The sequence below is a fragment of the Bacillus sp. D386 genome, assembly GCF_006346415.1.
The window spans coordinates 312,043-337,799 of sequence record NZ_VEMV01000001.1; the positions used below are offsets into that span (position 1 = coordinate 312,043).

23 protein-coding genes are annotated in these 25,757 nt (G+C 39.0%); all 23 read right to left on the reverse strand.

Annotated features, from left to right (window positions below):
- Positions 1–31: 31 nt before the first annotated feature.
- Positions 32–991, reverse strand: a complete 960-nt coding sequence (locus tag FHY45_RS01470; protein ID WP_139891223.1) for a polysaccharide deacetylase family protein — start codon at positions 989–991, stop codon at positions 32–34.
- A gap of 126 nt (positions 992–1,117) precedes the next feature.
- Positions 1,118–3,232, reverse strand: a complete 2,115-nt coding sequence (gene pnp, locus FHY45_RS01475) for a polyribonucleotide nucleotidyltransferase (RefSeq protein ID WP_066100333.1) — start codon at positions 3,230–3,232, stop codon at positions 1,118–1,120.
- A gap of 207 nt (positions 3,233–3,439) precedes the next feature.
- Complete coding sequence (rpsO, locus tag FHY45_RS01480) at positions 3,440–3,709, reverse strand: 30S ribosomal protein S15 (RefSeq protein WP_066100335.1); 270 nt, start codon at positions 3,707–3,709, stop codon at positions 3,440–3,442.
- A gap of 128 nt (positions 3,710–3,837) precedes the next feature.
- Complete coding sequence (gene ribF, locus FHY45_RS01485; RefSeq protein WP_066100336.1) at positions 3,838–4,782, reverse strand: bifunctional riboflavin kinase/FAD synthetase; 945 nt, start codon at positions 4,780–4,782, stop codon at positions 3,838–3,840.
- A 39-nt stretch (positions 4,783–4,821) separates the two neighbouring features.
- Positions 4,822–5,748: a tRNA pseudouridine(55) synthase TruB gene (truB, locus tag FHY45_RS01490; protein ID WP_066102266.1), complete on the reverse strand. Its 927-nt coding sequence runs from the start codon at positions 5,746–5,748 to the stop codon at positions 4,822–4,824.
- A 66-nt stretch (positions 5,749–5,814) separates the two neighbouring features.
- Positions 5,815–6,174 (reverse strand): 30S ribosome-binding factor RbfA, encoded by a 360-nt coding sequence (rbfA, locus tag FHY45_RS01495; protein ID WP_066102267.1) that lies wholly within the window; start codon positions 6,172–6,174, stop codon positions 5,815–5,817.
- Positions 6,175–6,188: 14 nt separating this feature from the next.
- The gene (locus tag FHY45_RS01500; protein ID WP_066100337.1) at positions 6,189–6,467 is read right to left on the reverse strand and encodes a DUF503 domain-containing protein; all 279 of its coding nucleotides are present in this window, start codon (positions 6,465–6,467) and stop codon (positions 6,189–6,191) included.
- Positions 6,464–8,767, reverse strand: a complete 2,304-nt coding sequence (infB, locus tag FHY45_RS01505) for a translation initiation factor IF-2 (protein ID WP_066100338.1) — start codon at positions 8,765–8,767, stop codon at positions 6,464–6,466. The genes FHY45_RS01500 and infB overlap by 4 nt, the downstream gene beginning before the upstream one ends.
- A 19-nt stretch (positions 8,768–8,786) precedes the next feature.
- Positions 8,787–9,089: a YlxQ family RNA-binding protein gene (locus FHY45_RS01510; protein WP_139891224.1), complete on the reverse strand. Its 303-nt coding sequence runs from the start codon at positions 9,087–9,089 to the stop codon at positions 8,787–8,789.
- Positions 9,086–9,409: an RNase P modulator RnpM gene (gene rnpM, locus FHY45_RS01515; protein WP_302621333.1), complete on the reverse strand. Its 324-nt coding sequence runs from the start codon at positions 9,407–9,409 to the stop codon at positions 9,086–9,088. The genes FHY45_RS01510 and rnpM overlap by 4 nt, the downstream gene beginning before the upstream one ends.
- Entirely contained in the window at positions 9,393–10,529 is a 1,137-nt protein-coding gene (gene nusA, locus FHY45_RS01520) for a transcription termination factor NusA (protein WP_066100344.1), read from the reverse strand. Before nusA ends, rnpM begins: the two co-directional genes overlap by 17 nt.
- 32 nt (positions 10,530–10,561) lie before the next feature.
- Positions 10,562–11,035 carry a ribosome maturation factor RimP gene (gene rimP / locus FHY45_RS01525; RefSeq protein ID WP_066100348.1) on the reverse strand — a complete coding sequence of 158 codons (474 nt, stop codon included), beginning with the start codon at positions 11,033–11,035 and terminating at the stop codon, positions 10,562–10,564.
- A gap of 154 nt (positions 11,036–11,189) precedes the next feature.
- Positions 11,190–15,509 (reverse strand): PolC-type DNA polymerase III, encoded by a 4,320-nt coding sequence (locus tag FHY45_RS01530; RefSeq protein WP_139891557.1) that lies wholly within the window; start codon positions 15,507–15,509, stop codon positions 11,190–11,192.
- A gap of 249 nt (positions 15,510–15,758) precedes the next feature.
- Entirely contained in the window at positions 15,759–17,459 is a 1,701-nt protein-coding gene (locus FHY45_RS01535) for a proline--tRNA ligase (RefSeq protein ID WP_139891225.1), read from the reverse strand.
- 83 nt (positions 17,460–17,542) lie between these two features.
- Positions 17,543–18,802 (reverse strand): RIP metalloprotease RseP, encoded by a 1,260-nt coding sequence (rseP, locus tag FHY45_RS01540; protein WP_139891226.1) that lies wholly within the window; start codon positions 18,800–18,802, stop codon positions 17,543–17,545.
- Between the two features lie 17 nt (positions 18,803–18,819).
- Complete coding sequence (dxr, locus tag FHY45_RS01545) at positions 18,820–19,962, reverse strand: 1-deoxy-D-xylulose-5-phosphate reductoisomerase (RefSeq protein ID WP_139891227.1); 1,143 nt, start codon at positions 19,960–19,962, stop codon at positions 18,820–18,822.
- A 36-nt stretch (positions 19,963–19,998) separates the two neighbouring features.
- Entirely contained in the window at positions 19,999–20,790 is a 792-nt protein-coding gene (locus FHY45_RS01550) for a phosphatidate cytidylyltransferase (RefSeq protein WP_139891228.1), read from the reverse strand.
- Between the two features lie 22 nt (positions 20,791–20,812).
- Positions 20,813–21,586 (reverse strand): undecaprenyl pyrophosphate synthase, encoded by a 774-nt coding sequence (locus FHY45_RS01555; protein ID WP_139891229.1) that lies wholly within the window; start codon positions 21,584–21,586, stop codon positions 20,813–20,815.
- Between the two features lie 269 nt (positions 21,587–21,855).
- Entirely contained in the window at positions 21,856–22,413 is a 558-nt protein-coding gene (frr, locus tag FHY45_RS01560; RefSeq protein ID WP_139891230.1) for a ribosome recycling factor, read from the reverse strand.
- Positions 22,413–23,138: a UMP kinase gene (gene pyrH, locus FHY45_RS01565; RefSeq protein WP_139891231.1), complete on the reverse strand. Its 726-nt coding sequence runs from the start codon at positions 23,136–23,138 to the stop codon at positions 22,413–22,415. The genes frr and pyrH overlap by 1 nt, the downstream gene beginning before the upstream one ends.
- Before the next feature lie 152 nt (positions 23,139–23,290).
- Positions 23,291–24,175, reverse strand: coding sequence for a translation elongation factor Ts (gene tsf / locus FHY45_RS01570; protein WP_066100367.1), 885 nt, complete (start codon positions 24,173–24,175; stop codon positions 23,291–23,293).
- A 131-nt stretch (positions 24,176–24,306) separates the two neighbouring features.
- Positions 24,307–25,071, reverse strand: a complete 765-nt coding sequence (gene rpsB, locus FHY45_RS01575) for a 30S ribosomal protein S2 (protein WP_066100370.1) — start codon at positions 25,069–25,071, stop codon at positions 24,307–24,309.
- 155 nt (positions 25,072–25,226) lie between these two features.
- On the reverse strand, positions 25,227–25,757 hold the full coding sequence (locus tag FHY45_RS01580) for a hypothetical protein (protein WP_066100372.1): 531 nt from the start codon (positions 25,755–25,757) through the stop codon (positions 25,227–25,229).

Consider the following 25,757-nt stretch of genomic DNA (forward strand, 5'->3'; position numbering starts at 1 on the left):
CTTTCCCGCCAAAATAAAGGCAGGAAAGTCTTCAGGGACTTATACGTTCTTCTTTGAATGCCTCACTGACAGGTACAATTTTATATTCCTTCTCAATGTTCTTGATTAATATATCCATTGATTTTGATGTTGATTCTGTTGGGTGCATAAGAATAAGCGCACCTTTATGTATGTGGTCAAGGACCCTTTTTGTTAAGACTTCCGGTGTGGGTTTTTTCCAATCTACTGTATCAACTGTCCATAATATGGTTTCCATTCCAAGACTTGCTGCAACCTTAACTGTACGATCATTAAAACTTCCGCTCGGAGGTCCAAATAGCTTAGGAGTATATCCTGTTACCTCCTGGATGACCCGGTTTGTTTCGCTGATTTCTTTCTCGGCAGCCGCAGCTGATAATTGTTGCATATTTGGATGAGTATATGAATGATTCCCTAATTCATGACCGGCTGCTGCTATCCGCTTGGCTAGATCCGGATTATTCTTTACCCAGCGTCCTTCCAATACAAATGTAGCATGAATCTTATGTCTCTTTAAAGTGTCCAGCATTCCTTCAATATACTCATTACCCCAGGCTACATTAATAATAAAGGATACAACGGGTTTATTTGGATTCGCACGGTATATTGGCGATGGTGACAAGTCTTGTAAATGAACATTAGGGCTGTTTTCTTTGAAAATGAGTTGAGCTTCCTGAAATTTACCCTTAGTTTTCATCTTTTTATAAGATTTCTCAATGTTGACCTGAATGCCATTGTATCCGGGTGTTTTCTTCCACACCTTATCTATAACAGCGTCTACAGGCTCTTGATTATATGTTTTAGCTGCTTGTTCAATTTGTTGGTACAGTTCATCATTTGTATTTGTAACATAAGCGACAGTTCCATTTGGAATACCTTTTACATATTGGTCCATAAATGAGCTTTGCACCAACACCCATGATATAACGCAAATGGTACAAAATGCAAGAAATTGCAACAATTTTTTATCCATCTCTTCTCCTCCTCACACAAAATGTATGAGCAGGTAGGACAGGTTAGAACCGCAAGAATCCATAATTAGATATGAACATGATTAAAAGACTAGGAAACCAATGTCTCCTAGCCGACCAAGTCATGTTTATTTCTGTTCTGCTTTTTCTTTTTGTTCTTTTAGAACTGCTTTACGAGAAAGGTTGACTCTTCCTTGTCTGTCTATTTCAGTTACCTTAACAAGGATCTCATCACCAATTTTTACTACATCCTCGACTTTTCCTACACGTTCTTCTGCCAGTTCAGAAATGTGGACAAGACCATCTTTACCTTTGAAGATTTCAACGAAGCATCCAAATTTCTCAATACGTTTAACCGTACCAAGATAAATTTGGCCAACTTCAACTTCGCGTACCAAATCTTCAATAATCGTTTTAGCCTTTTCATTCATTTCCTGATCAGTGGATGCGATGTAGATTGTACCATCCTGCTCGATATCAATTTTTACACCGGTTTCTTCAATAATTTTATTGATTTGTTTTCCGCTTGGTCCAATAACGTCTCTGATTTTGTCAGGTTTAATAGCCATCGTTAAAATCTTAGGCGCATATTGAGAAAGATTTTTTCTTGGCTGCTCTAATGTGCTTGTAAGGTGATTCAGAATATGATTCCGGCCCTTTTGAGCTTGCATTAATGCTTCCTCTAAGATTTCACGAGTCAGACCTGCAATTTTTATGTCCATTTGAAGTGCAGTTACACCTTTTGCTGTACCTGCTACTTTAAAGTCCATATCTCCCAAGTGGTCTTCCATTCCTTGAATATCGGAAAGAACTGTATAATGTTCTCCCTTTTTAATAAGACCCATTGCAATTCCTGCTACCGGCGCTTTAATTGGAACACCCGCATCCATTAATGCCAATGTGCTTGCACAAATACTTGCCTGAGACGTAGAGCCATTAGATTCAAGTACTTCTGACACAAGACGAATAGTATATGGAAAATCATTTTCATTTGGAATAACCGGCTCAAGCGCTCTCTCACCTAATGCACCATGTCCGATTTCACGTCTGCCTGGTCCTCTGATAGGTCCAGTTTCACCAACGCTGAAATGCGGGAAATTATAATGATGCATGAAACGTTTAGACTCTTCAAGGCCAAGCCCGTCCAATATCTGAACATCTCCTAATGCACCCAGTGTAGCAATAGAAAGGGCTTGAGTTTGTCCACGAGTAAATAATCCGGAACCATGAGTACGAGGCAATAAGCCAACTTCAGAGGATAATGGACGAATTTCTTCAGGACTTCTTCCATCAGGGCGGATTTTCTCTTCCGTAATTAAACGGCGAACTTCATCCTTCACCAATTTACTCAAGATTTCATTTACTTGCTTAAGCTTTTCTTCATCAGCTTCTTTTTCTTCAAAGACAGCAACAACTTTTTCTCTTACTGCTTTGATTGCATCTTCACGAGCATGTTTTTCTTGAACTTGCACAGCAGTGTTCATTTCTTCTAAACACATACCTTTAACTTCCTCGATTAATTCTGCATCTAGCTCATAAAGAGTTATTTCACGTTTTTCTTTACCAACTGCAGCCACAATCTCATTTTGGAATGCAATCAGTTTCTTGATTTCATCATGTCCAAACATGATAGCTTCCAGCATGGTTTCTTCCGGCACTTCCTGTGCTCCTGCTTCAACCATGTTAATAGCATCCATTGTTCCTGCAACAGTTAAATGAATATCACTGTTTTCAAGTTGTTCGATCGTTGGGTTAATGACAAACTTACCATCAACGCGACCTACAATAACACCGGCAATTGGTCCTTCAAACGGGATATCAGAAACACAAAGTGCCAATGAGGATCCGAACATAGCTGCCATTTCAGTTGGGCAGTTTTGATCTACACTAAGAACCATACTGACTACTTGTACATCATTACGGAACCCATCTGCGAACAGCGGGCGAATTGGACGGTCGATTAGACGACTTGTAAGTACCGCTTTTTCACTTGGTCTACCCTCACGTTTAATGAACCCTCCAGGGATTTTACCTACTGCGTATAATTTTTCTTCATAGCTTACAGTTAATGGGAAGAAATCTAAATTCTTCGGTTCCTTTGAAGCTACAGCTGTACTTAATACGGCTGAATCTCCATAGCGAATCAAAGCAGCACCATTAGCTTGCTTTGCTAATTGGCCGATTTCAACCGTTAATGGACGTCCTGCCCAATCTAAAGAAAATGTGCGTTTTGTTTGCTCCATTTCTTCATTGCTCCTCTCTACTTACAATAATCTTACAAAATTTATCCTGTTTCTCATCATTTTGACAAGATCTGTTGGATTTCAATCAAATTAATATTAGTATACTCCATAGTTGTCGAGTTAAAAAGCGACATTACCCTTTAACTTTCCTCTTTCTCCTCTATGTATAACAAAAAAGCGGGAAAAATCCCGCTTTTTCTGAGTAGTTTATCGACGTAAACCAAGCTTGTTGATTAATTCGCGATAACGAGTAACGTCTTTATTACGCAGGTAAGTAAGTAAGTTACGACGTTTACCTACCATTTTCAAAAGACCGCGACGTGAGTGGTGATCTTTCTTGTGAGTGCGTAAGTGTTCGTTAAGTGTGTTGATTTGTTCAGTAAGGACAGCGATCTGAACTTCTGGAGAACCAGTGTCGCTCTCATGAGTTTTGTACTCATTAATGATCTCATTTTTACGCTCTTGCGTTAATGCCATCCTAATTCACCTCCTAAAATTTTCAAAATCCCCTATTCCTGAGCGAACGTTGGTGATGCGCTTAGCCAAGGAAAGGTTCTTTTCATACGATATTAAGAATACTACTTCTCGGTTAAAAAAGCAAGTACTTAATTCACTCCAAAATATTCTATTGCGAATTGTTTATCTTTTTCAAGCTGAGTAACCAATTGTTCCACAGAGCTGAATTTCTGTTCACTCCGTATGCGTTTATGCCACTCTACCACAACTCTCTCTTGATAGATATCAGCCTCAAAATCTAATAGATGTACTTCTATAGTGGGAATCTCTTCTTTTTCCGTATGAAAAGTAGGTTTATAGCCTACATTACATATACCATTATACCAATTACCTCGTACTTTCATACGTACGCAATAAACTCCGGTACCAGGAAGATAATAATCGGGGTCCACTTCTATATTGGCAGTAGGAAACCCTAATAACCTCCCGCGTTTCTCTCCATCTACAATACATCCTTTAACAGTGAAATACCTGCTTAATAATTGATTAATTGTTTCAGTATGGCCGTTAATTAATTCCTCTCGAATACGAGTGGAACTGATTTTTTCCTCTCCAATATCTTGCTTTGACACGGTTGTTACATCAAACATACCCTTTGCATGGTGCGGAAGAGTTTCCATAGTTCCTCTTCCGTATTGTCCATATGAATAATCAAAGCCGGCAACCACATGCTGAATATGCAATGAAATCAAATAATCATCCACAAATTTTTGTGGTGAAAGACTTGAAAAATCAGGTGTGAATTGGACAATAAAAAGATAATCCAACCCTATGTTCTTCATTAATTCAATTTTATCCTGCAATGGTGTTAAAAGCCTCACGTGCTTTATATGTTTATTCAAAATGACAGATGGGTGAGGATCAAATGTCATCACCGCTGTTGCCAGCCCTTTTTCTTCACCAATTTGTTTTACCGTTTCAATAACCTTTTGATGGCCAATATGAACGCCATCAAAATAACCAAGAGCTACTGCTATTGGCGGAAAGTCCCCCCGCTTATAGTCATGGGGATGTGTAATATTGATTATTTTCATCTCTATTCCCCTCTAATTTCAATCTCCATCCATATCATACTATATAAATGGAATAACTTTAACCGGTTTACACAATCCTTTTTTCTCTGGATGATGCTGATAAATTGCCATTAGTTCTTCTTGTTCATTAAAAATAGCAAAAGGACTCTCCGTATTTTCAGCAGATAGGTTGTCAGAGGTCAGTACAGCACCATTACGGACTTTTTCTGCAATTTCACTGGAAACCTTAATAATCGGCAGATTGGGAACACCTTCTTCTATAGGCTTCAGTACGTCGCTTACAGTGCCCTTCTCCGCATGTAAAGCCAGCTGTTCAAGTGTAATTGCCTCCTCAAGGGTGAAAGCCGCTGAGCGTGACCTGATGAGCTTAGACATATGGGCTGGATAACCTAATTGGTCACCTATCATGCAGGAGAGCGTTCTGATATACGTTCCTTTCCCACATGAGACACGAAAAGAAAACGAAATGGATTCACCTTCAAATAGTTCTCTATCGTCCAAAAGTTCAATTTCATAAATATTCACCTTACGCGAGGGGATGTCTACCTTTTCTCCCTTTAATGCGTACTCATACAAGCGCTTTCCATTTACTTTAACAGCTGAGTAGATTGGAGGTGTTTGAACAATCGTTCCTGTGAGCGAGTTCAAAATCTCGATAATCTTAGTACGTTTTATCGGCTTCTCAATTACCTTCTTATCCACCATGTCGCCCGAAGCATCTTCTGTGGTTGTGGACCAGCCAATAGTCACTTCACCTATGTATTCTTTACCAGCATCCGTTATGTACTCCGCAACTCTGGTTGCTTTTCCAAGACATATAGGCAGTACACCTGTGACATCCGGATCCAACGTTCCTGTATGTCCGACTTTTTTCATCCTCAGTATTTTTCTGACTTTCATAATACAGTCATGAGAAGTAAATCCTGCCGGTTTATTGAGAATCAGGATTCCATTTAACTCTTCCATCACTATCACCCTGTTCTCCTAATTTTTTATATAAAAAGGGGATAGACATAACGTCTATCCTAGTCCTTATTCATTGGGTTCTTTATTTTCCTGATGAATTTGATGCAATAGATTTTCAATTCTGTTTCCATAGTCAATCGACTCATCAAATTCAAAAATAATTTCCGGAGTTTTTCGTAATCGAATACGCTGGCCCAGCTCAGAACGAATAAATCCAGTAGCTTTAGCAAGACCTTTAAGTGTATCTTCTCTTTTTTCGGCATCACCGAGAACCGATATATAGACTTTGGCTTGCTGAAGGTCTCCAGAAACTTCAACATCTGTGACAGTCACAAATCCAACTCGTGGATCTTTGATTTTTCTGCCAAGTATATCACTGAGTTCTTTTTTCATTTGCTCTCCCACACGGGTAGCTCTAAGGCTCATATTTTTCACCTCTTTTAAAGCCATTCTATATTTGTCGCAATACTCTCCAATTCAGGAAAAGAATCGAGGTAGGATAATGCTTTTTGCAATTCCCTTTCAGAACTGGTTCTGGACGACGAGACAACCACGATTGCGATAACCGTGCGTTGCCACATGTCCTGATAGTCAACCTCTGCGACAGAAACATTAAATTTTTGTTTTAATCGCGTCATAACGCGCTGCAGAACCGCTCTTTTTTCCTTTAAGGATTGAGCATTAGGAATCAAACATTCACATTCTGCCGCAGCAATCATGCTCTTTTAATTTCTTCCATTACATATGCTTCGATAACATCGCCTTCTTTAATATCATTAAAGTTTTTGATCGTTATTCCGCATTCGTAGCCTTGAGCTACTTCTTTCACGTCATCTTTGAAGCGTTTAAGTGTATCCAGTTCACCTTCAAAGATTACGATGCCTTCACGGATTAGACGGATTCCACTGTTACGTGTAATCTTACCATCTGTTACATAGCTTCCTGCAATTGTTCCTACTTTGGAAATTTTGATGGTTTGACGAACTTCAGCCTGACCGATTACTTTCTCCTCATACTCAGGATCAAGCATCCCTTTCATCGCTGCTTCGATTTCTTCGATTGCTTTATAGATAATTCTGTGCAGACGTACATCTACTTTTTCAGCTTCAGCAGCACGCTTAGCATTAACATCCGGACGCACGTTGAAACCAATTACAATTGCATTAGAGGCAGTCGCTAAAATAATATCGGATTCAGTAATTGCACCAACACCCGCATGAATAATTTTAACTTTTACGCCTTCAACCTCAATTTTTTGCAAGGAAGCAGCTACCGCTTCAACAGAACCTTGAACATCACCTTTTACAATGATATTAATTTCTTTTACTTCCCCTTGTTTTAATTGATCAAACAAGTTTTCAAGTGTTACACGGGAGCTTTCATTACGTGAAGCTAAGATATGTCTTTGAGCACGAGCTTCCCCAACCTGGCGTGCTGTTTTTTCATCTTCAAATACAACGAAGCGATCGCCTGCCTGAGGCACCTCGTTTAATCCGGTAATTTCAATCGGAGTGGATGGACCCGCTTCTTTAACACGGCGGCCTAAATCATTTACCATCGCACGTACTTTACCAAAAGTATCTCCAACAACAATTGGATCTCCTATACGCAGTGTTCCATTTTGAACAAGTAAAGTAGCGACAGATCCACGTCCTTTATCCAATTCCGCTTCAATAACCGTACCAATGGCTTTACGTTTAGGATTTGCCTTATATTCATTTACTTCACTTACAAGTAAAATCATTTCAAGCAATGTCTCGATACCTTCACCTTTTTTCGCAGACATTGGTACAAAAATAGTATCCCCGCCCCACTCTTCTGGTACCAGGCCATTTTCAACCAATTCCTGTTTTACGCGATCAGGATTAGCTCCTTCTTTATCCATCTTGTTAACTGCCACAATAATTGGAACCTCTGCTGCTTTAGCATGGTTAATCGCTTCAACTGTTTGTGGCATTACTCCATCGTCAGCAGCTACAACGATAATTGTAATATCCGTTACTTGAGCACCACGCGCACGCATTGTAGTGAAGGCAGCATGTCCCGGTGTATCAAGGAACGTGATTTTCTTACCATCTACCTCAACTTGATAAGCACCGATATGCTGCGTAATTCCGCCTGCTTCGCCTTCAGTAACTTTTGTATTTCTGATTGCATCCAGCAATGTTGTTTTACCATGGTCAACGTGACCCATAATCGTAACTACTGCCGGTCTTTCCACTGTATTTTCATCTGGATTTTCATCATCCGCAATGACAGCTTCAAGATCTGTTACATCAATTTTAATGATTTCTTCTACTTCTACGCCATAATCAGCACAAATAAGTTCAATTGCATCTTTATCTAATTCTGCATTAATCGTTGCCATGACTCCAAGCATAAATAGTTTTTTAATAATTTCACTTGGTTCACGATAAATCTTTTTACTTAACTCCTGCACAGACAGAGATTCGGTGAATGTGATTTTCTCCGGTAATTCTCTTTCTTTTCTAGGTGTTGGTTGATAAGTTGACTTACTTTGATGACGTTGGTTATTTTTTTTATTTCGATTATTTCTGAAGTTACCTCTTTTTTGATTATCTTGCACGCTTTTTTTCCCTTCATTACCCTTAGATGCCGGTTTATTCTTTGTATTTTGATTAGTTCCCTGGTTATTCCTAGTTGCTGTTACACCAGGATTAGGTCTTGCGGAACTTTGAGATTGCCTTGAAGCTTGCTGGCCACCTCTTTGCTGGTTACTATTTGTTTGCTGTTTTTGTTGTTGCCCGTTTATATTTCCTCGGTTTTGGTTCTGGTTCTGATTTTGACTAGTTCTAGTTTGGTTAGTATTTTGAGGTTTCTCGGTATTTATCTTTTCCGATTTAGGATTAAACAGTTTCTCTAATTTTTCTACTGCCTGATCCTCTAGAGCCGTCATATGATTATTGACGTCAATCCCCATATCTTTAAGTTTATTAATTACCACTTTACTAGAAACATTGTTCTTCTTCGCATATTCATATACACGTACTTTACCCATTCCTTCACCCCCGAATTAGTTAATCGAGCAAGGAGATTAATTTCTTTGCAAATCCATCATCAAGTACAGCGACTACCACTCTTGAATCCTTGCCTATTGCTTGACCAAGCACGGTTCGGTTTTCAACTCGGCATATCGGTACTTTGTAAAAATGACATTTGTCGGTGATTTTCTTTTCCGTATTTAAAGAAGCATCTTTTGATAATAAAACTATTTTCGCTCGACGAGAGCGTATTTCTTTTATAACCAATTCTTCCCCGGAAATAACTTTTCTCGCTCGATATGCGAGTCCCAAAAGGGACATCCATTGTTTTTGCATCATGGTCGTGATTTGTTCTCCTTAGCAGCCAGCTTTAAAAGTTCTTCGTATATAGAAGAATCTACATCTGCCTCCAGATGATTAGATAGGCTATTCTTCTTTTTGGCAGCGTTAATGGCTTCCTCAGATAGGCTCAAATAGGCCCCGCGGCCTGATTTCTTGCCGGTCGGATCTATTGAAACCTCTCCTTCCTTGGAGCGAACAATCCGGATCATTTCTTTTTTTGGTTTCATTTCACCGGTGCCGATACATTTTCTCAGCGGTACTTTCTTTCGGTTGTTCACCATTTTCACCTCACCAATAGGATCATTCTTCTGTTTCATCATCGAGTCCGAAAGTAAAGCCTTTAAATTCGAGCTCGTCTTCATCACTTTCTTCAGTCAGGCGATTAACAGGATAGATTCCCGCTTCACGCGCATCTGTTTCACTCTTAATATCTATCTTCCACCCAGTAAGCTTTGCAGCAAGGCGAGCATTTTGCCCACGTTTACCAATTGCCAGGGAAAGCTGATAGTCAGGTACAATAACTGTTGTTGCCTTCTCTTCTTCATTCACAATGACTTCAAGTACTTTTGAAGGACTTAAAGCATTAGCTACGAAAACAACAGGGTCATCTGACCATTTTACGATATCAATTTTTTCGCCTTTTAGTTCGTTTACAATCGCTTGAACACGTTGGCCTTTAGGACCTACACAAGCACCTACCGGATCCACCTCATGATTATCAGTATGAACTGATATTTTTGAGCGGTCTCCTGCTTCACGGGCAACAGATTTAATTTCAACTGTGCCGTCAAAAATCTCAGGCACCTCAAGTTCAAATAATCTCTTTAAAAGGCCCGGATGTGTACGTGAAACGAAAATTTGCGGCCCTTTTGAAGTTTTTTCTACTTTTGTTAGAAATACTTTATAACGTTCATGCGGTTGATAGGATTCATTCGGCATCTGCTCATTGGCTGGAAGCAATGCTTCTGTTTTACCGAGAGCTACATATATATATTTAGAATCACGGCGTTGGACAATTCCAGTCATAATGTCTTCTTCACGGTCAATAAATTCATTGTATACAATGCCTCTTTCAGCTTCACGTACACGTTGAGTTACAACTTGCTTAGCTGTTTGAGCTGCGATACGACCAAAGTTTTTTGGTGTAACTTCAAGCTCCAGAACATCTTCTACTTCATAGTTTGGATTGATGCTTTTTGCTTCTTCCAAAGAGATCTCAAGGCGGGAATCAAAAACTTCATCAACAATTTCTTTACGAGCAAATACACGCATGGATCCATTCACCAAATTAAAATCCACACGGACATTTTGAGCCTGATTAAAATTTCTCTTATAGGCTGATACAAGAGCGGCTTCAATCGCCTCTACGAGCACATCCCTTGAAATTCCTTTTTCCTTTTCTAAAATGGTCAGTGCATCGAGTAATTCATTACTCATTTTACTAATCCCCTCCTTACAATCTTAAACCCTTATGAAAAACTAATCGCTAATCTTGCCTTGGCAATCTTATCATAAGGAATAGTTATTTCCTTTTTACGTGTTTTAATTTTAATTTCGATTATAACGGTGTCACCATCAAAATCTTTTAAGATACCTTCAAACTCTTTTTCATTATCAATCGGTTCATATGTTTTAATATGTACATTTTTACCGACTGCCTTCATAAAATCGCTATCTTTTTTTAATGGGCGTTCAGCACCTGGAGAAGAAACCTCCAGGAAATAGTTATTGGAAATTGGATCTTTTTCATCGAGCTTCTCGCTCAACCTTTCAGAAACAATACCGCATTCTTCAATGTCCACACCGTTTTCCTTATCGATATACACTCTAAGGAACCAGTTTCTGCCCTCTTTTACATACTCTACTTCAACGAGCTCGAGGTTTAATTCTTCGAGGATCGGGGCAGCCATTTCCTCGACAATCTCAGTGACTTTCTTGCTCATGCTTTCACTCCTTTACGTCTATGTAAACGACTGAATATCATCCTAATACAAACGAAAGAGTGGGTTTCCCCACTCTTTAGCACATACGTATCAGCAGTAATTCTTACTTGAATATAACATAAAGAGTTGGTTTTTGCAAATTAGCGATTCTGTATCAGAATAAAGAAAGTTGGTTTTGATCAGGCATATCGCCCAAGCAACCGTGATTATCCAAGTATTCTAATATAGTTTTGGAAACTTTGCCTCTTTGCTGCAAATCTTCTTTAGATAAAAATTCGCCGTTTTCTCTAGCTTTCACAATATTGAAAGCCGCATTCGTTCCAAGTCCTGGGATTGAATTGAACGGTGGAATTAAAGTATTTCCGTCAATAATAAATTCATTTGCACTGGATCGATATAAATCAACTTTTTGGAAGCTATATCCTCGCTCACACATTTCAAGTGCTATTTCAAGAACAGTCATCAAGTTTTTCTCTTTAGTAGAGGCTTCGAGACCTTTTTGATTGATTTCATCAATGCGGGAACGAATCATTTCTGATCCTTTCACCATCGCATCAAGGTCAAAATCATCTGCACGAACCGTGAAATAAGCTGCGTAGTACAGGAGTGCATGGTGCACTTTAAAATAAGCAATTCGGACAGCCATTAATACATATGCTGCCGCATGGGCTTTCGGGAACATATATTTAATCTTTTTACATGAGCCAATATACCATCCTGGTACATTGTTCTTCAGCATTTCTTCTTCCATTTCCTCGGAGAGCCCTTTCCCCTTACGGACAGACTCCATAATTTTGAAGGCAAGTGATGGATCAAGACCCTGATAAATTAAATACACCATAATATCATCACGACAGCCAATTACCTGGCTTAGATTACAAATATTATCCTGAATCAATTCCTGTGCATTGCCCAGCCACACATCTGTACCGTGTGAGAGCCCGGATATTTGAACAAGCTCTGCAAAAGTGGTTGGCTTAGTATCCTCAAGCATTTGCCTTACAAAACGAGTACCAAATTCCGGTACACCCAGTGTACCTGTTTTGCAATTGATTTGTTCTGCAGTAACACCAAGTACTTCCGGTGTACTGAAAATCTTCATGACTTCAGGATCGTCTGTAGGAATCGTTTTTGGATCTATTCCGCTTAAATCCTGTAGCATCCGGATTACAGTTGGATCATCATGACCCAGAATATCAAGCTTCAAAATATTATCATGGATGGAATGGAAGTCGAAGTGAGTCGTTTTCCATTCAGAGTCACTCGCATCAGCCGGGAACTGGATAGGCGAGAAATCATAAATATCCATATAATCAGGAACTACAATAATTCCGCCCGGATGCTGCCCGGTTGTACGCTTAACACCTGTACATCCACTTACTAAACGATCTGTTTCTGCTGAACGGAAATGAAGATTATTTTCCTGGGCATATCCTCTAACATATCCATATGCCGTTTTTTCAGCTACCGTACCAATCGTTCCTGCTCGATATACATAATCTTCACCAAACAGGACTTTTGTGTAATTATGAGCCTGCGGCTGATATTCACCTGAGAAGTTTAAGTCGATATCTGGAACTTTGTCTCCCTTGAAGCCAAGGAATGTTTCAAACGGAATATCATGTCCATCTTTCACATAGCTTACAGCGCAGTCCGGACAATCCTTATCTGGGAGGTCAAAACCTGACCCGACCGATCCATCATTAAAGAATTCAGACTTCTTGCACTTCGGACATACATAATGGGGAGGCAATGGATTTACTTCCGTTATTTCAGTCATCGTTGCCACAAAGGATGAACCTACGGAACCACGGGATCCAACCAAGTATCCATCATCAAGTGATTTCTTAACCAGCTTATGCGAAATTAAGTAAATAACCGCAAATCCATGACCAATGATACTCTTCAATTCTTTTTCAAGACGAGCTTCCACGATCTCTGGCAAATTTTCACCGTAGATCATCCGTGCTCTTGTATAACTCATTTCCCGAATATCCTCTTCAGCACCCTCGATTTTCGGTGTATATAAATCATCTTTAATCGGTTTGATTTCATCAATTAAATCGGCAATTTTATTGGTGTTTGTTACAACAATTTCTTTTGCTTTTTCTTGCCCAAGGAACGAGAAGCAATTCATCATCTCATCTGTTGTACGGAAATGTACATCAGGCAAGCTGTGGCGATTTAGAGGGTTTGCTCCCCCTTGTGAATTGATTAATATTTTTCGATAGATTTTATCATTTGGATTCAGGTAATGAACATTGCCTGTCGCCACAACTGGTTTGTTTAATTTCTCTCCCAGCTTTACAATATTGGCGATTATAGATTCAAGAGCCTTATCGCTTTGAACCAGTTCCATTTCGATAAGAGGAGCGTAAACTTCTTTTGGATGCACCTCAAGATAATCATAGAATTCAGCGACATCCTCTGCCTCTTCAAATGATTTTTGCATCATATTTTCAAATACTTCGCCGCGATCACAGCCGGATCCAACCAAAATCCCTTCTCGATATTGCATAAGGACGGATCTTGGAATCCTTGGGACACGGTAAAAATAATCAATATGAGCAATGGAAACAAGCTTAAATAAATTCTTTAAACCTTCCTGTGTTTGCGCGAGTAATGTGCAATGATACGGACGCGCTCTCTGGAATGCCTTTCCTTTTCCCATATTGTCATTTAATTGATTATGATTCGTAATGCCTTTTTCATTGGCATCCTTTAACATTTTCATTAACAAATGACCGGTTGTTTCAGCATCATAAATCGCACGGTGATGCTGAACAAGCTCAACATCAAATTTTTTCGCCAAATTATTCAGGCGGTGATTTTTCAAATCCGGATAGAGGAAACGAGCCAGCTCCAATGTATCTATGACCGGGTTGGTGGCTTTACCAAACCCAAGCTTTTTATAACCCATATTCAAGAAGCCCATATCAAAGCTCGCGTTATGCGCAACAAAAATTGCATCCTCAGACCAATCCCTGAACTTCGTCAAAACTTCATCGACTTCAGGAGCATTCTCTACAAGGTCATCGGTAATCCCTGTTAAATTAATGGTTGTAGATGATAATTTATGATGTGGATTGGCAAAAGACTCAAAGCGATCAATAATCTCACCATTTTTCATCTTAACTGCCGCAAGCTCGATAATGGTGTCATATATGGCAGAAAGTCCTGTTGTTTCCACGTCAAATACAACATATGTGCTTTCTTCCAAATTTAAATCTGACGTATTGTAAGCAATCGGCACACCATCATCCACTAAATTTACTTCTACGCCATATAAGATTTTAATATTATTTTTCTTTCCGGCAGCGTAAGCCTCAGGGAATGACTGTGCGACCGCATGATCTGTTATAGCAATCGCTTTATGTCCCCACTTAGCTGCCTGGGACACTAGTGTAGAGACAGGTGTAACAGCGTCCATTTGGCTCATTGGTGTATGCAAATGTAATTCAACACGCTTTTCATCTTCGGGTGCTGTATCCTTACGATTTTTACCTGCTATTTCATTAATATCATTTGCAATCATTACTAAGTCACGGACGAATGTATCATTTTGTACACTTCCCTGTACACGTACCCACATACCTTTTTTCACACGTGCCAATTGGCTTGCGTCTTCTCTGTCACGTGAGAACATTTTAACAAGAATGCTATTTGTATAATCCGTAATTTTAAAGGTTAATAAGGTGCGTCCGCTCTTTAACTCTCTTGTTTCAGCATCAAAAACATACCCTTCAACCGCAATACGACGTTCTTCTTCAACAATCTCATCAAGTGTCTTAAAGTCAGCATCCGGCTTGATTTTGTACCCGATAACTAGTGGGCCTTCTGGTATTCCGCCATCATCCTTAGCCTCTGCGGCCTTCTTCATATCCTGAACTGCCTGCAGAGCTTTTTCTTCATCTTCTATTTGCTTTTGCTTTTTGAATGTCTCCATTGCCTCACTGTATGCATCTTTATCTACAATGGCATCGAGCTGCAATGGCGGAAAACCAAAACGCTGATAAACTTCTGAAATTAAGCCGGTATATTTCCGTTTAAGCTGGCCAGCCTCTGCATCGTTACGAGCAGTTACAATCAGCTTATTCCCTTCAACCTTTGGAGCTTGTCCATGCAATAATTCCAGAATTGCCGGAGAAATTCCATCGATTTCGCTAATACAGTTTTTCCAATAATCCGTAATCAATTCATTCGTGATGAGTGGATTCCTAACCTCAACCGAATACCCGACAGTGGCTATTGGAGAAAAGACCTGCATTAATTGTGTCGTAAATCTGGTCCAAATACTGCAAGGAATTATATGTTCAAATCTGAAAAAGAAATGCCATTTGCGGGCAACTTTTTCAATGATTACTTTATCGATTTCCGCATTGGAAAAATGCACAACAACCGCATCTTCCGTCAGCTGAAGTTGCTGGAGCAACGTTCTGAATTTATCTTGTTTAATACGAGAATTCTCTTCCATTTCTATCTCTCCCAAACGTCATTCTCCTTTTCCGTCTTGTAATTATAACACAACTCTTTTTTATTCAAATCCCTTCTTGCAAAGATTAATGCTTTTATCAATTCAGAAAACACCTTTAGCCATACTTATTAAAGACCGGTGTTGGGAGTAAAAAGCATTATCCAAACCTTAAAACAACTTATCAAAAAAAATCGGCACGTAAAAACAAGCTCTCCCCATTGCAAAAGGGAGAGCTTGTACTTTAATATTTTACAGGATTTCGTTTAATCGACCAGCAAGATCAGTAACAGGCACTTCAAAACTTTCCCCTGTTCGTCTCACTTTAACTTCTACGATTCCTTCGGCAGCTTTTTTACCAACTGTGACTCGAACAGGTAGTCCAATTAAATCAGAATCAGCAAATTTAACACCTGCACGTTCATTACGGTCATCCATTAATACATCATATCCAGCTTGCATAAGCTCGTCATATAATTTCTCACCTAGATTCCGTTGATTTTCATCCTTCATATTAACTGGAATAAGATGCACTTGATATGGAGCTATATTAGCAGGCCACATTAAACCTTTTTCATCATTAAATTGCTCAGCAATCGCCGCAACGGTTCTGGATACTCCAATTCCATAGCAACCCATAATCATCGGCTGACTGCGACCATTTTCATCCAAGTACGTACCGTTCATTGCTTCACTGTATCGTGTTCCTAACTTAAATACATGACCCACTTCTATTCCTTTAGCAAACTGAATGGTGCCTTTTCCATCTGGAGAAGCATCACCAGCCTGTATAAAACGAAGATCTTCATATTTCACATTAGTAAAATCACGGTCAGGATTTACATTAATGTAATGTATCCCTTCTTCATTGGCTCCACAAACCGCATTTTCCAAAACTTCAACAGCGAAATCAGCAATAATTGTCACGCGGTTTAGGTCCACTCCAATTGGTCCAATAGAACCAACGCTGCAATTCAGTATATCCTGTGTCTCCTCCGGACTTGCAGGTTCAACGATTGTAGCATTAAAGATATTTTTTAGTTTAATATCATTTAATTCATGATCTCCTCTGATCAATACAAGCACAAACTGATCGTCCACTTTCCAAAGAAGTGATTTAATACACTTATCATTAGTTGTATTTAAATATCTTGATACTTCTTCGATTGTTTTTTGATCAGGTGTTGATACTTTAGTCAGTTCTTTAAGCTCTTCACCTGTTTTTACAGCCGTGTTAACAACAGGTGCCATTTCAATATTAGCTGCAAAGTCAGATGTATCCGAATAAGCGATTGTGTCCTCACCTATTTCAGAAAGCACCATAAATTCATGTGTATCTTTTCCGCCCATAGCTCCAGAATCTGCTATAACCGCTCTGAAATCAAGACCACAACGGCTGAAAATATTGGAATAGGCTGTAAAGATACGATCATACACTTCATCCAGGCTTTCCTGGCTGGAATGGAAAGAATACGCATCCTTCATAATAAATTCACGGCCGCGAAGCAAGCCGAAACGAGGACGCTTTTCATCGCGGAATTTTGTTTGAATTTGATAAAGAGTTAGAGGTAAACGTTTGTATGATTTCACCTCATCACGAAGTAAGCTTGTAATAACTTCTTCATGGGTTGGTCCCATTGCAAATTCACGATTATGGCGGTCATGCATTCTCATTAACTCAGGACCATAGGAATACCATCTGCCGGATTCCTGCCATAGCTCTGCCTGCTGCAGTGTCGGCATTAGTAATTCTACCGCTCCTGCGCGCTCCATCTCTTCTCGAATAATTTTTTCAACATTTTGGATTACTTTTAAACCAAGTGGAAGATAACTATATATTCCACTTGCATTTTGGCGCATAAATCCGGCACGAAGCAATAATTGATGACTTTTTACTTCAGCGTCTGATGGCACCTCTCTTAATGTTGGAATCATCGTCATACTTTGTCTCATATCTATTCACCTTTCTATCCTAATCACTTTACTTTATGTATAGCAGGAGCTTAACACGTGTTTAGCCCCCGCTACTGACTATTTTAAAAGAAAAATCGCTGTATATCATTCCAGGTGACGACGATCATTAATAGCATCAATAAGGCAAATCCAATAAAATGGAACATACCTTCCTTTTGCTTATCAACCGGTTTCCCTCTAATTGCTTCAATTGCAAAGAATAACAGCCTTCCTCCATCCAACGCGGGCAACGGCAAGAGATTCATAATCCCAAGGTTAATACTTAAGACCCCTGCCCATTTTATCAAGTAAAAAATACCTGATTTTGCCACCTCTTCTGTGGAAACATATATACCCACAGGACCTGATAATGCATCTATGGAGAATCCTCCTGTGATTAAATCACCAAGTACAATGAAAATTTGTTTAGTCCATAAATACGTTTCCGTAAATCCATAACCGATCGCTTTGATAAAGGATTTTTCCGTCGGAGCATAGACCCCTATGATTCCCCGTTTGCCGGCTGAATCATCCACTAATTTAGGTGTGACATTTATCTCCTTATTTTGGCCATCACGTTCAACCTCAAAAGTCAGTTCATTATTGGCATTCTTTTGAATAGTTGATTGAATATCACTCCATGAATCAACTTTTTCACCATTAATGGAGTGTACGATGTCTCCTGCCTTAAGTCCAGAGCTAATAGCAGGTCCATCTTCTGTCAGTTTGCCAAGCTTCGGCTCATCGACCACAACACCTTGGGCAATCCCAATAATCATGAATAACACAGCTGCTAAAACAAAATTCATCATCGGTCCGGCAAAGATTGCCATCGCTCTTTGCGGTAATGTTTTTGAATTAAACTGGCGGTCATATGGTGCTATTTGAAGCTCAAGGCCATCTTCTACCATTACCGCTTTTGAATGAACCTTAAAGGTTTGCATAGCTTCATCATTTCCATCTTCATATCCACGAATGATTAACTGATGATCCAGATCTGCTTGTTCCACCTCAATAATTCTTGCTTCAGGATATTTATCCTTGTTAGTGACAATGATTTTGTTAATTTCCTGATTTTCGTTAAACAGTACCCCAATTCGATAGCCTGGTTTCAACTCAACTGTTTCTGCGTCTTCACCAGCCATCCGTACAAAGCCTCCAAGCGGAAGTAAACGAATGGTATAGACAGTTTCATTCTTTTTTATTGTAAAGATTTTCGGCCCAAAACCGATGGCAAACTCTCGACAGAGTATACCTGCTCTTTTTGCAAAGATTAAGTGGCCTAATTCATGAAAAAACACTAATCCTCCAAAAATAAGTATAAACGCTAATATTGTTTCCACTTAATCGACCATCCCTTTTAATATAGTGACTCGATATACCTTCTTGTCTCCTGATCGACTTCCTGAATAGTCTCGAGTTCAGGTTTTTTGATTAGCTGATGACGCTCCATAGCTTTTTCCACCAGTGCCTCAATTTCCAAGAATGGAATCTTGCCCTGTAAGAACAATTCGACCGCCACCTCATTGGCAGCATTTAAAACAGTCGGCATTGATCCGCCAATTCTTCCGGCATTATAAGCGTATTGTAAACATGGATAGCGGTCAAAGTCCATCTTTTTAAAATGTAAAGTTGCCGCTTCTGCTAAATTAAGTCTCTTTGAAGAGAAAAGCGGTAACCGATCCGGATATGAAAGAGCATATTGGATAGGCACACGCATATCTGGGGTCCCCAGCTGCGCCATCACACTTGAATCGTGAAATTCCACCATAGAATGGATAATGCTTTCCTGGTGCAATAGGACATCAATCTGTTCATATGGCAAATTAAACAGCCAATGGGCTTCAATCACTTCAAGTCCCTTATTCATCATTGTGGCAGAATCTATTGTTATTTTTGCGCCCATAGACCAATTTGGATGATTGAGTGCATCTTTAACTGTAACATTCTTTAACTCATCTCTTGTTCGGTCTCTGAAGCTTCCTCCAGATGCTGTGATAATCAAGCGTTCAATATTTTTAGCCTTTTCACCCTGTAATGCCTGGAATATAGCAGAATGCTCACTGTCAACCGGCAGTATAGGCGTTTGAAACCTCTTGGCAGCCTCCATAACTAAATGTCCGGCTGTCACCAATGTTTCCTTATTAGCAAGGGCAATTTGTTTACCAGCTTCCATCGCCTGCATGGTAGGAATTAAACCAATGCTTCCCATTACGGCATTCACTACAATATCTCCGTTTACATAAGTAGCTGCCTCTATTAAGCCTTCATGTCCGTATATAATTTTCCTGCCCGGATATTCCGTCTTCAGTCTTTCCGCATCTTCTTTTAGCTGTACACAAATCAGTTCGGGCTGGAATTCCTGAATGATTTTCCGAATTCCGTCCACATTTCTTCCGCCTGAAACAGCTGTTAAGTTAAATTCCTCTGGATGATTGCGTACAATATCTATCGTTTGCATACCGATAGACCCTGTAGCCCCTAATAAATTGATCCTTTTCAAACTAAAGCTCCTCCCCCAGCAATTGTATAGTTACGTTTAAAAAATGAAGAAGTGCAATATGGGAAGAATAAAAATCAAACTATCAAATCTGTCCAAAATTCCTCCATGTCCCGGTAAGATATTACCGGAATCCTTAACACCATAATGCCTTTTATATGCAGATTGTACAAGATCACCCAACTGCCCAAAAATCGAAATTAATAATGCCATTATAATCAGCTTACTTATATTGTAGTCCAAATTAGAGAAAAAATAGAACAGAATTGCAACAACTAATGCACTTCCAACTCCACCAAGGAATCCTTCTACTGTTTTATTTGGGCTGATTTCCGGCCAAAGCTTTCGTTTTCCTAAAGATCGCCCTACAAAATAGGCACCTGAATCAGTAACCCAAATCGTAATTAATACAAAAAGTATCGTTAAGAGGCCATTCTCAACATCTCTTGTCCCAAAAAAGTAATAAAAAGCTACACCTATGTATAGAGAAGACAACAATAGAAAAGCCGCATCATCAAACGTAAAAGCATTTTTAGAAATTACCGTAATCACTAATAACAAAAATGCAATGATAATAACTATATCCATTTTATCGTATTGAATCATATCAAAGAAACTACTGTAACGATCAGGTATCAATAAAACCCATACTAATAAAAACGATAGTAACGATGATATCGTCATTAGCGGCATTTTCTTCATCTTAAGTAGTTCATATAATCCAATTGTCGCCATCGCATAGATTAAAATAAGAAACGGAATATTTCCATAAATTAATATCGGTAAAAATAATGCAATCGCGACTATCGCAGTAATGATTCTTTGTTTCATCCTAAAACCCCTGCCTTCCTCATTATACGCCGCCGTATCTTCTCGATCTGCCCTGGAATTCTTCAATTGCATTGAGCAATTCATGGTCATTGAAGTCCGGCCACAATACATCTGTAAAATAAAACTCCGTATAGGCTAATTGCCATAACATAAAGTTGCTCAGTCGAATTTCGCCGCTCGTTCTGATTAATAAATCCGGATCCATCAGCTGATTGGTCATCAAATACTCAGAGAATCGTTCTTCTGTCAAATCGCTTTCTTCCAAACGACCATCTTTCATATCAGCTGCGGCTTTTTTTACACCTTCGAGGATTTCTGCACGGCTTCCATAATTAAGAGCGAAATTTAAAATTAGACCATCATTATCTTTAGTTTGATCTAATGCTGTAGTGACTGCATTGACAGTATGCAAAGGCAGTCTCTTTTGATCACCCATAATTTGAACCCTAACGTTTTCTTTCATTAATTCCGGCAAAAACGTTCCTAGAAATTCTTCGGGTAATTTTAACAAATAATCCACTTCATCTTTTGGACGTTTCCAATTCTCAGTTGAAAAGGCATAAACCGTTAAAACCTTAACTCCCAATTCATTAGCTAATTTAGTCGTTTTACGCACGACCTTCATACCCTCATGATGTCCAGCTACTCTTGGCAGTGCTCTTTTTCTTGCCCACCGGCCATTCCCATCCATAATAATGGCAATATGGTCTGGTATTTTATTTTGTTTTACCTTTTCTATTCTTTCTGGTATAGAATACTGTTTCCCTTTTTTCTTAACTATCTTCCATCCAAACATGTTATTTCCTCCAAAAGGAATTAATCTTCCCTGCTTATGTATATTTGATCATTTAGCCTTAGTACAAATTCCATAACCTATCATACCACATTTAATTGTCACAAACATTTCTGTTTGTATGTTTGTTTCCTGGCAGTTTTATGGATTTCTAACAGTTAACCTTTTTGGACACACTGTATGATTCTGTTATTATATAATTTCGTCACCTAATACATACTAGGTGTAACAAAAAAGCCCCTTTAGATAAAAGGGGCTTTATGATATAAAAATCAAACTTCCATGATTTCCTTTTCTTTATCTTTAGCAAGAGCATCGATTTTTGCGATATGATCATCCGTCATTTTTTGAACGTCATCAGAATATCCACGAAGTGCATCTTCTGTAATTTCCCCGTTTTTCTCAAGCTTTTTAAGGTCATCATTACCATCACGGCGTACATTACGAATCGCAACTTTCGCTTCTTCAGCTTCCTTCTTCACTTGTTTAACAAGGTCACGACGACGTTCTTCAGTTAGTGCAGGAACACTTAAACGAATAATATTACCATCGTTCACTGGGTTAAGTCCAAGATCAGATTTCAGAATTGCCTTTTCAATATCACCAAGAATGGTTTTGTCATAAGGTGTAATAACCAGCATACGAGCTTCCGGAACGCTGATTGACCCAAGCTGATTTACAGGTGTAGGTGCTCCATAATAATTTACAGTCAATCTGTCTAAAAGGGATGCACTAGCACGACCTGCACGGATAGAGGCTAATTCTCTGGAGAATGCCTGAATTCCTTTATTCATCTTTTCCTTCGTATTGTCTATAACTTGTTTTGCCATTATTCTTTCCCCCTAACAATAGTACCTATAGTTTCACCCATAACGGCACGTTTAATATTTCCTTCTTCCATTATTGAGAAGACAATTAGTGGAATGTCATTATCCATACATAAAGATGATGCTGTGGAGTCCATTACAGATAAACCATCCTTAATTAAATCAAGATAAGAAAGTTCATCATATTTTACGGCACTGCTATCTAATACAGGGTCTGCACTATATACACCATCAACATTATTTTTACCCATGAGAATGACATCTGCTTCTATTTCGGCAGCCCGTAAAGCTGCTGTCGTATCTGTAGAGAAATACGGATTTCCAGTACCTGCAGCAAAGATAACCACACGTGTTTTCTCTAAATGGCGGATTGCTCTGCGACGGATATAAGGCTCAGCTACTTGTCTCATTTCAATAGATGTTTGGACACGTGTCTCAATCCCTTGTTGTTCCAAACTATCCTGAAGCGCAAGTGAATTCATGACTGTTGCAAGCATTCCCATATAATCGGCAGTTGCACGGTCCATTCCAAGTTCACTGCCTGTTTTACCGCGCCAAATATTTCCGCCACCAACCACTACTGCGACTTCTACACCAAGCTCCGCAACTTCTTTCACTTGTTTAGCAACTGAAAAAATTATGGTTGGGTCAATCCCAAATCCTTGAGCACCGGCAAGTGCCTCTCCACTTAACTTTAATACAACTCTTTTATACTTTACGCTGCTCATAGTAACCTCCACCGTCATTAGTTATCGATCTATCACAAGCTTTAATAGTCGATATCCTCATCTAATACTCTGTTTATTTTAAGGAAATGTATTCTTGAAAAATAGGGAACACAACGTGTCCCCTATTTTTATGCTATACACATGTAATTAGATTAGTCTTTTTTAATTTGGCTCATTACTTCTTCAGCGAAGTTATCTTGTTTCTTCTCGATACCTTCTCCTACTTCGTAACGTACGAACTCAACGATTGTAGCGCCATTTGCTTGTACAAATTGACCAACTTTTTGATCTGGATTTTTAACGAATGTTTGATCCAGTACACAAATTTCTTCAAAATATTTACCTAGACGGCCTTCAACCATTTTCGCAACGATTTTTTCAGGTTTTCCTTCGTTTAATGCTTGTTGTGTTAGAACTTGACGCTCATGTTCAACTTCTTCAGCAGTAACTTGGTCACGTGATACGTATTTAGGGTTTAAAGCAGCGATGTGCATAGAAACATCTTTCGCAACCGCTTCTTCAGTTGTACCTTCAACGATAGTTAATACGCTGATACGTCCGCCTTGGTGGATGTAAGCTCCGAAAGCTCCGTTTTCAGGTTTTGTTTTGATTTCAAAACGACGAAGAGTGATGCGCTCACCAATTTTTGCAATAGCAGCATTGATGTGGTCAGCAACAGTTGCACCGTTAGTCATTGTTTGAGTTAAAGCTTCCTCAACATTTGCAGGTTCATTTGTTAAAAGATGTGCAGCCAATTCTTTTACAAGAGTTTGGAATGCTTCATTTTTAGCAACGAAATCTGTTTCAGCATTTACTTCAAGGATAACTGCTTTATCGCCTTCAACAACGATAGAAGTTAAACCTTCAGCAGCAATACGATCGCCTTTTTTAGCCGCTTTCGCAATACCTTTTTCACGAAGGTAATCGATTGCTTTATCCATGTCACCGCTTGTTTCTTGTAGTGCTTTTTTGCAGTCCATCATACCTGCACCAGTTTTTTCACGTAATTCTTTAACCATTTGAGCAGTAATAGCCATTTGGTCTTCCTCCTTTATATCATCCGATAAAATCAGTATGTAGCAGTGTGCGAATCCGTATACACCACTCTATTTTATTTCAAAAAAAGGTGATAAAAGGCACTGTCCTCTTATCACCTTTAAAAAATCAATTAAGCATTTTCAACTGTAGTTGCTTCTTCTGCTTCAACAGTTTCTTCAACTACTGTTTCTTCTGCAACTGGAGCTGTTTCTTCACCTTGTTTACCTTCAAGGATAGCATCAGCCATTTTACCAGTAAGCAATTTAACAGCACGGATTGCATCATCGTTTGCAGGGATTACATAATCGATTTCATCCGGATCACAGTTTGTATCAACGATACCTACGATTGGAATATTCAATTTATGAGCTTCCGCAACAGCGATACGCTCTTTACGTGGGTCAATGATGAACAATGCATCAGGGATTTGTTTCATATCCTTGATACCGCCTAAGAATTTTTCAAGACGCTCTTGTTCTTTTTTCAATTGAATAACTTCTTTTTTAGGAAGAACTTCAAATGTTCCGTTTTCTTCCATTTTTTCGATTTCTTTAAGACGTGCAATACGTTTTTGAATTGTTACGAAGTTTGTTAATGTACCACCTAACCAACGTTGGTTAACATAGTACATACCAGCACGGCCAGCTTCTTCTTTTACAGAATCTTGAGCTTGCTTTTTAGTACCAACGAAAAGCATAGTACCGCCATCAGCAGCCAAGTCTCTTACGAAGTTATAAGCTTCTTCTACTTTTTTAACCGTTTTTTGAAGGTCAATAATGTAGATACCATTACGCTCCGTGAAAATATATTTTTTCATTTTTGGGTTCCAACGACGAGTTTGGTGCCCGAAGTGTACACCTGCTTCAAGCAGTTGTTTCATTGAAATTACAGACATGTTTGTTCCTCCTATATTTTGTTTTTCCTCCGCTCAAATCATTTTCAGGCTGAAACTGTAGGTTTACAGCACGATCAGTCCAAATCCTCAAGCGTGTGTATTAACACCATGTCATAATATAGCATAATCTCAGCATACAATCAAGTCTTTTTACTTTACTTTTGATTTAATTTAAATAAAAGGTCAATTTCTGTTTTGCCACGGCCCATTTTTTTTGCAATTTCCTCAATTGTTTTCCCTTGATTCTTCATATTCTGGGCCTCAGCCAATATAGGGACTCGTTCTAAATCTTGGTCGATAACATCTGATTCCGTTTTTTCTTCCTTAAGATGATTCGTAACGGATTGCCGGCTCGTATTTTCGTAGGCATTCCGTGCACTCTGCTGTCTATATCCATTTGGTAACCCTGTCATAGTGTGATCTATTTTCTCTTCTTGATCAGATAGCTTTCGAGGTCCTTCAGTGCGTGATATCTTACCAGTATCACCCACAAACAACTGTTTAATTTCATCGTTTTCTTCCTTCATTTCGATTATAAACGTATGGATTAGTTCCTCAACTTCTTTTTGATATTCTTTACATTCCTTCTCGAATTGAATAAGACGATTCTGCCTCAAATAAAGGATAACAATTGCTAAAACAGCCACCATATTGACCATGATGCTTACTATGAGTATAAATGTCAT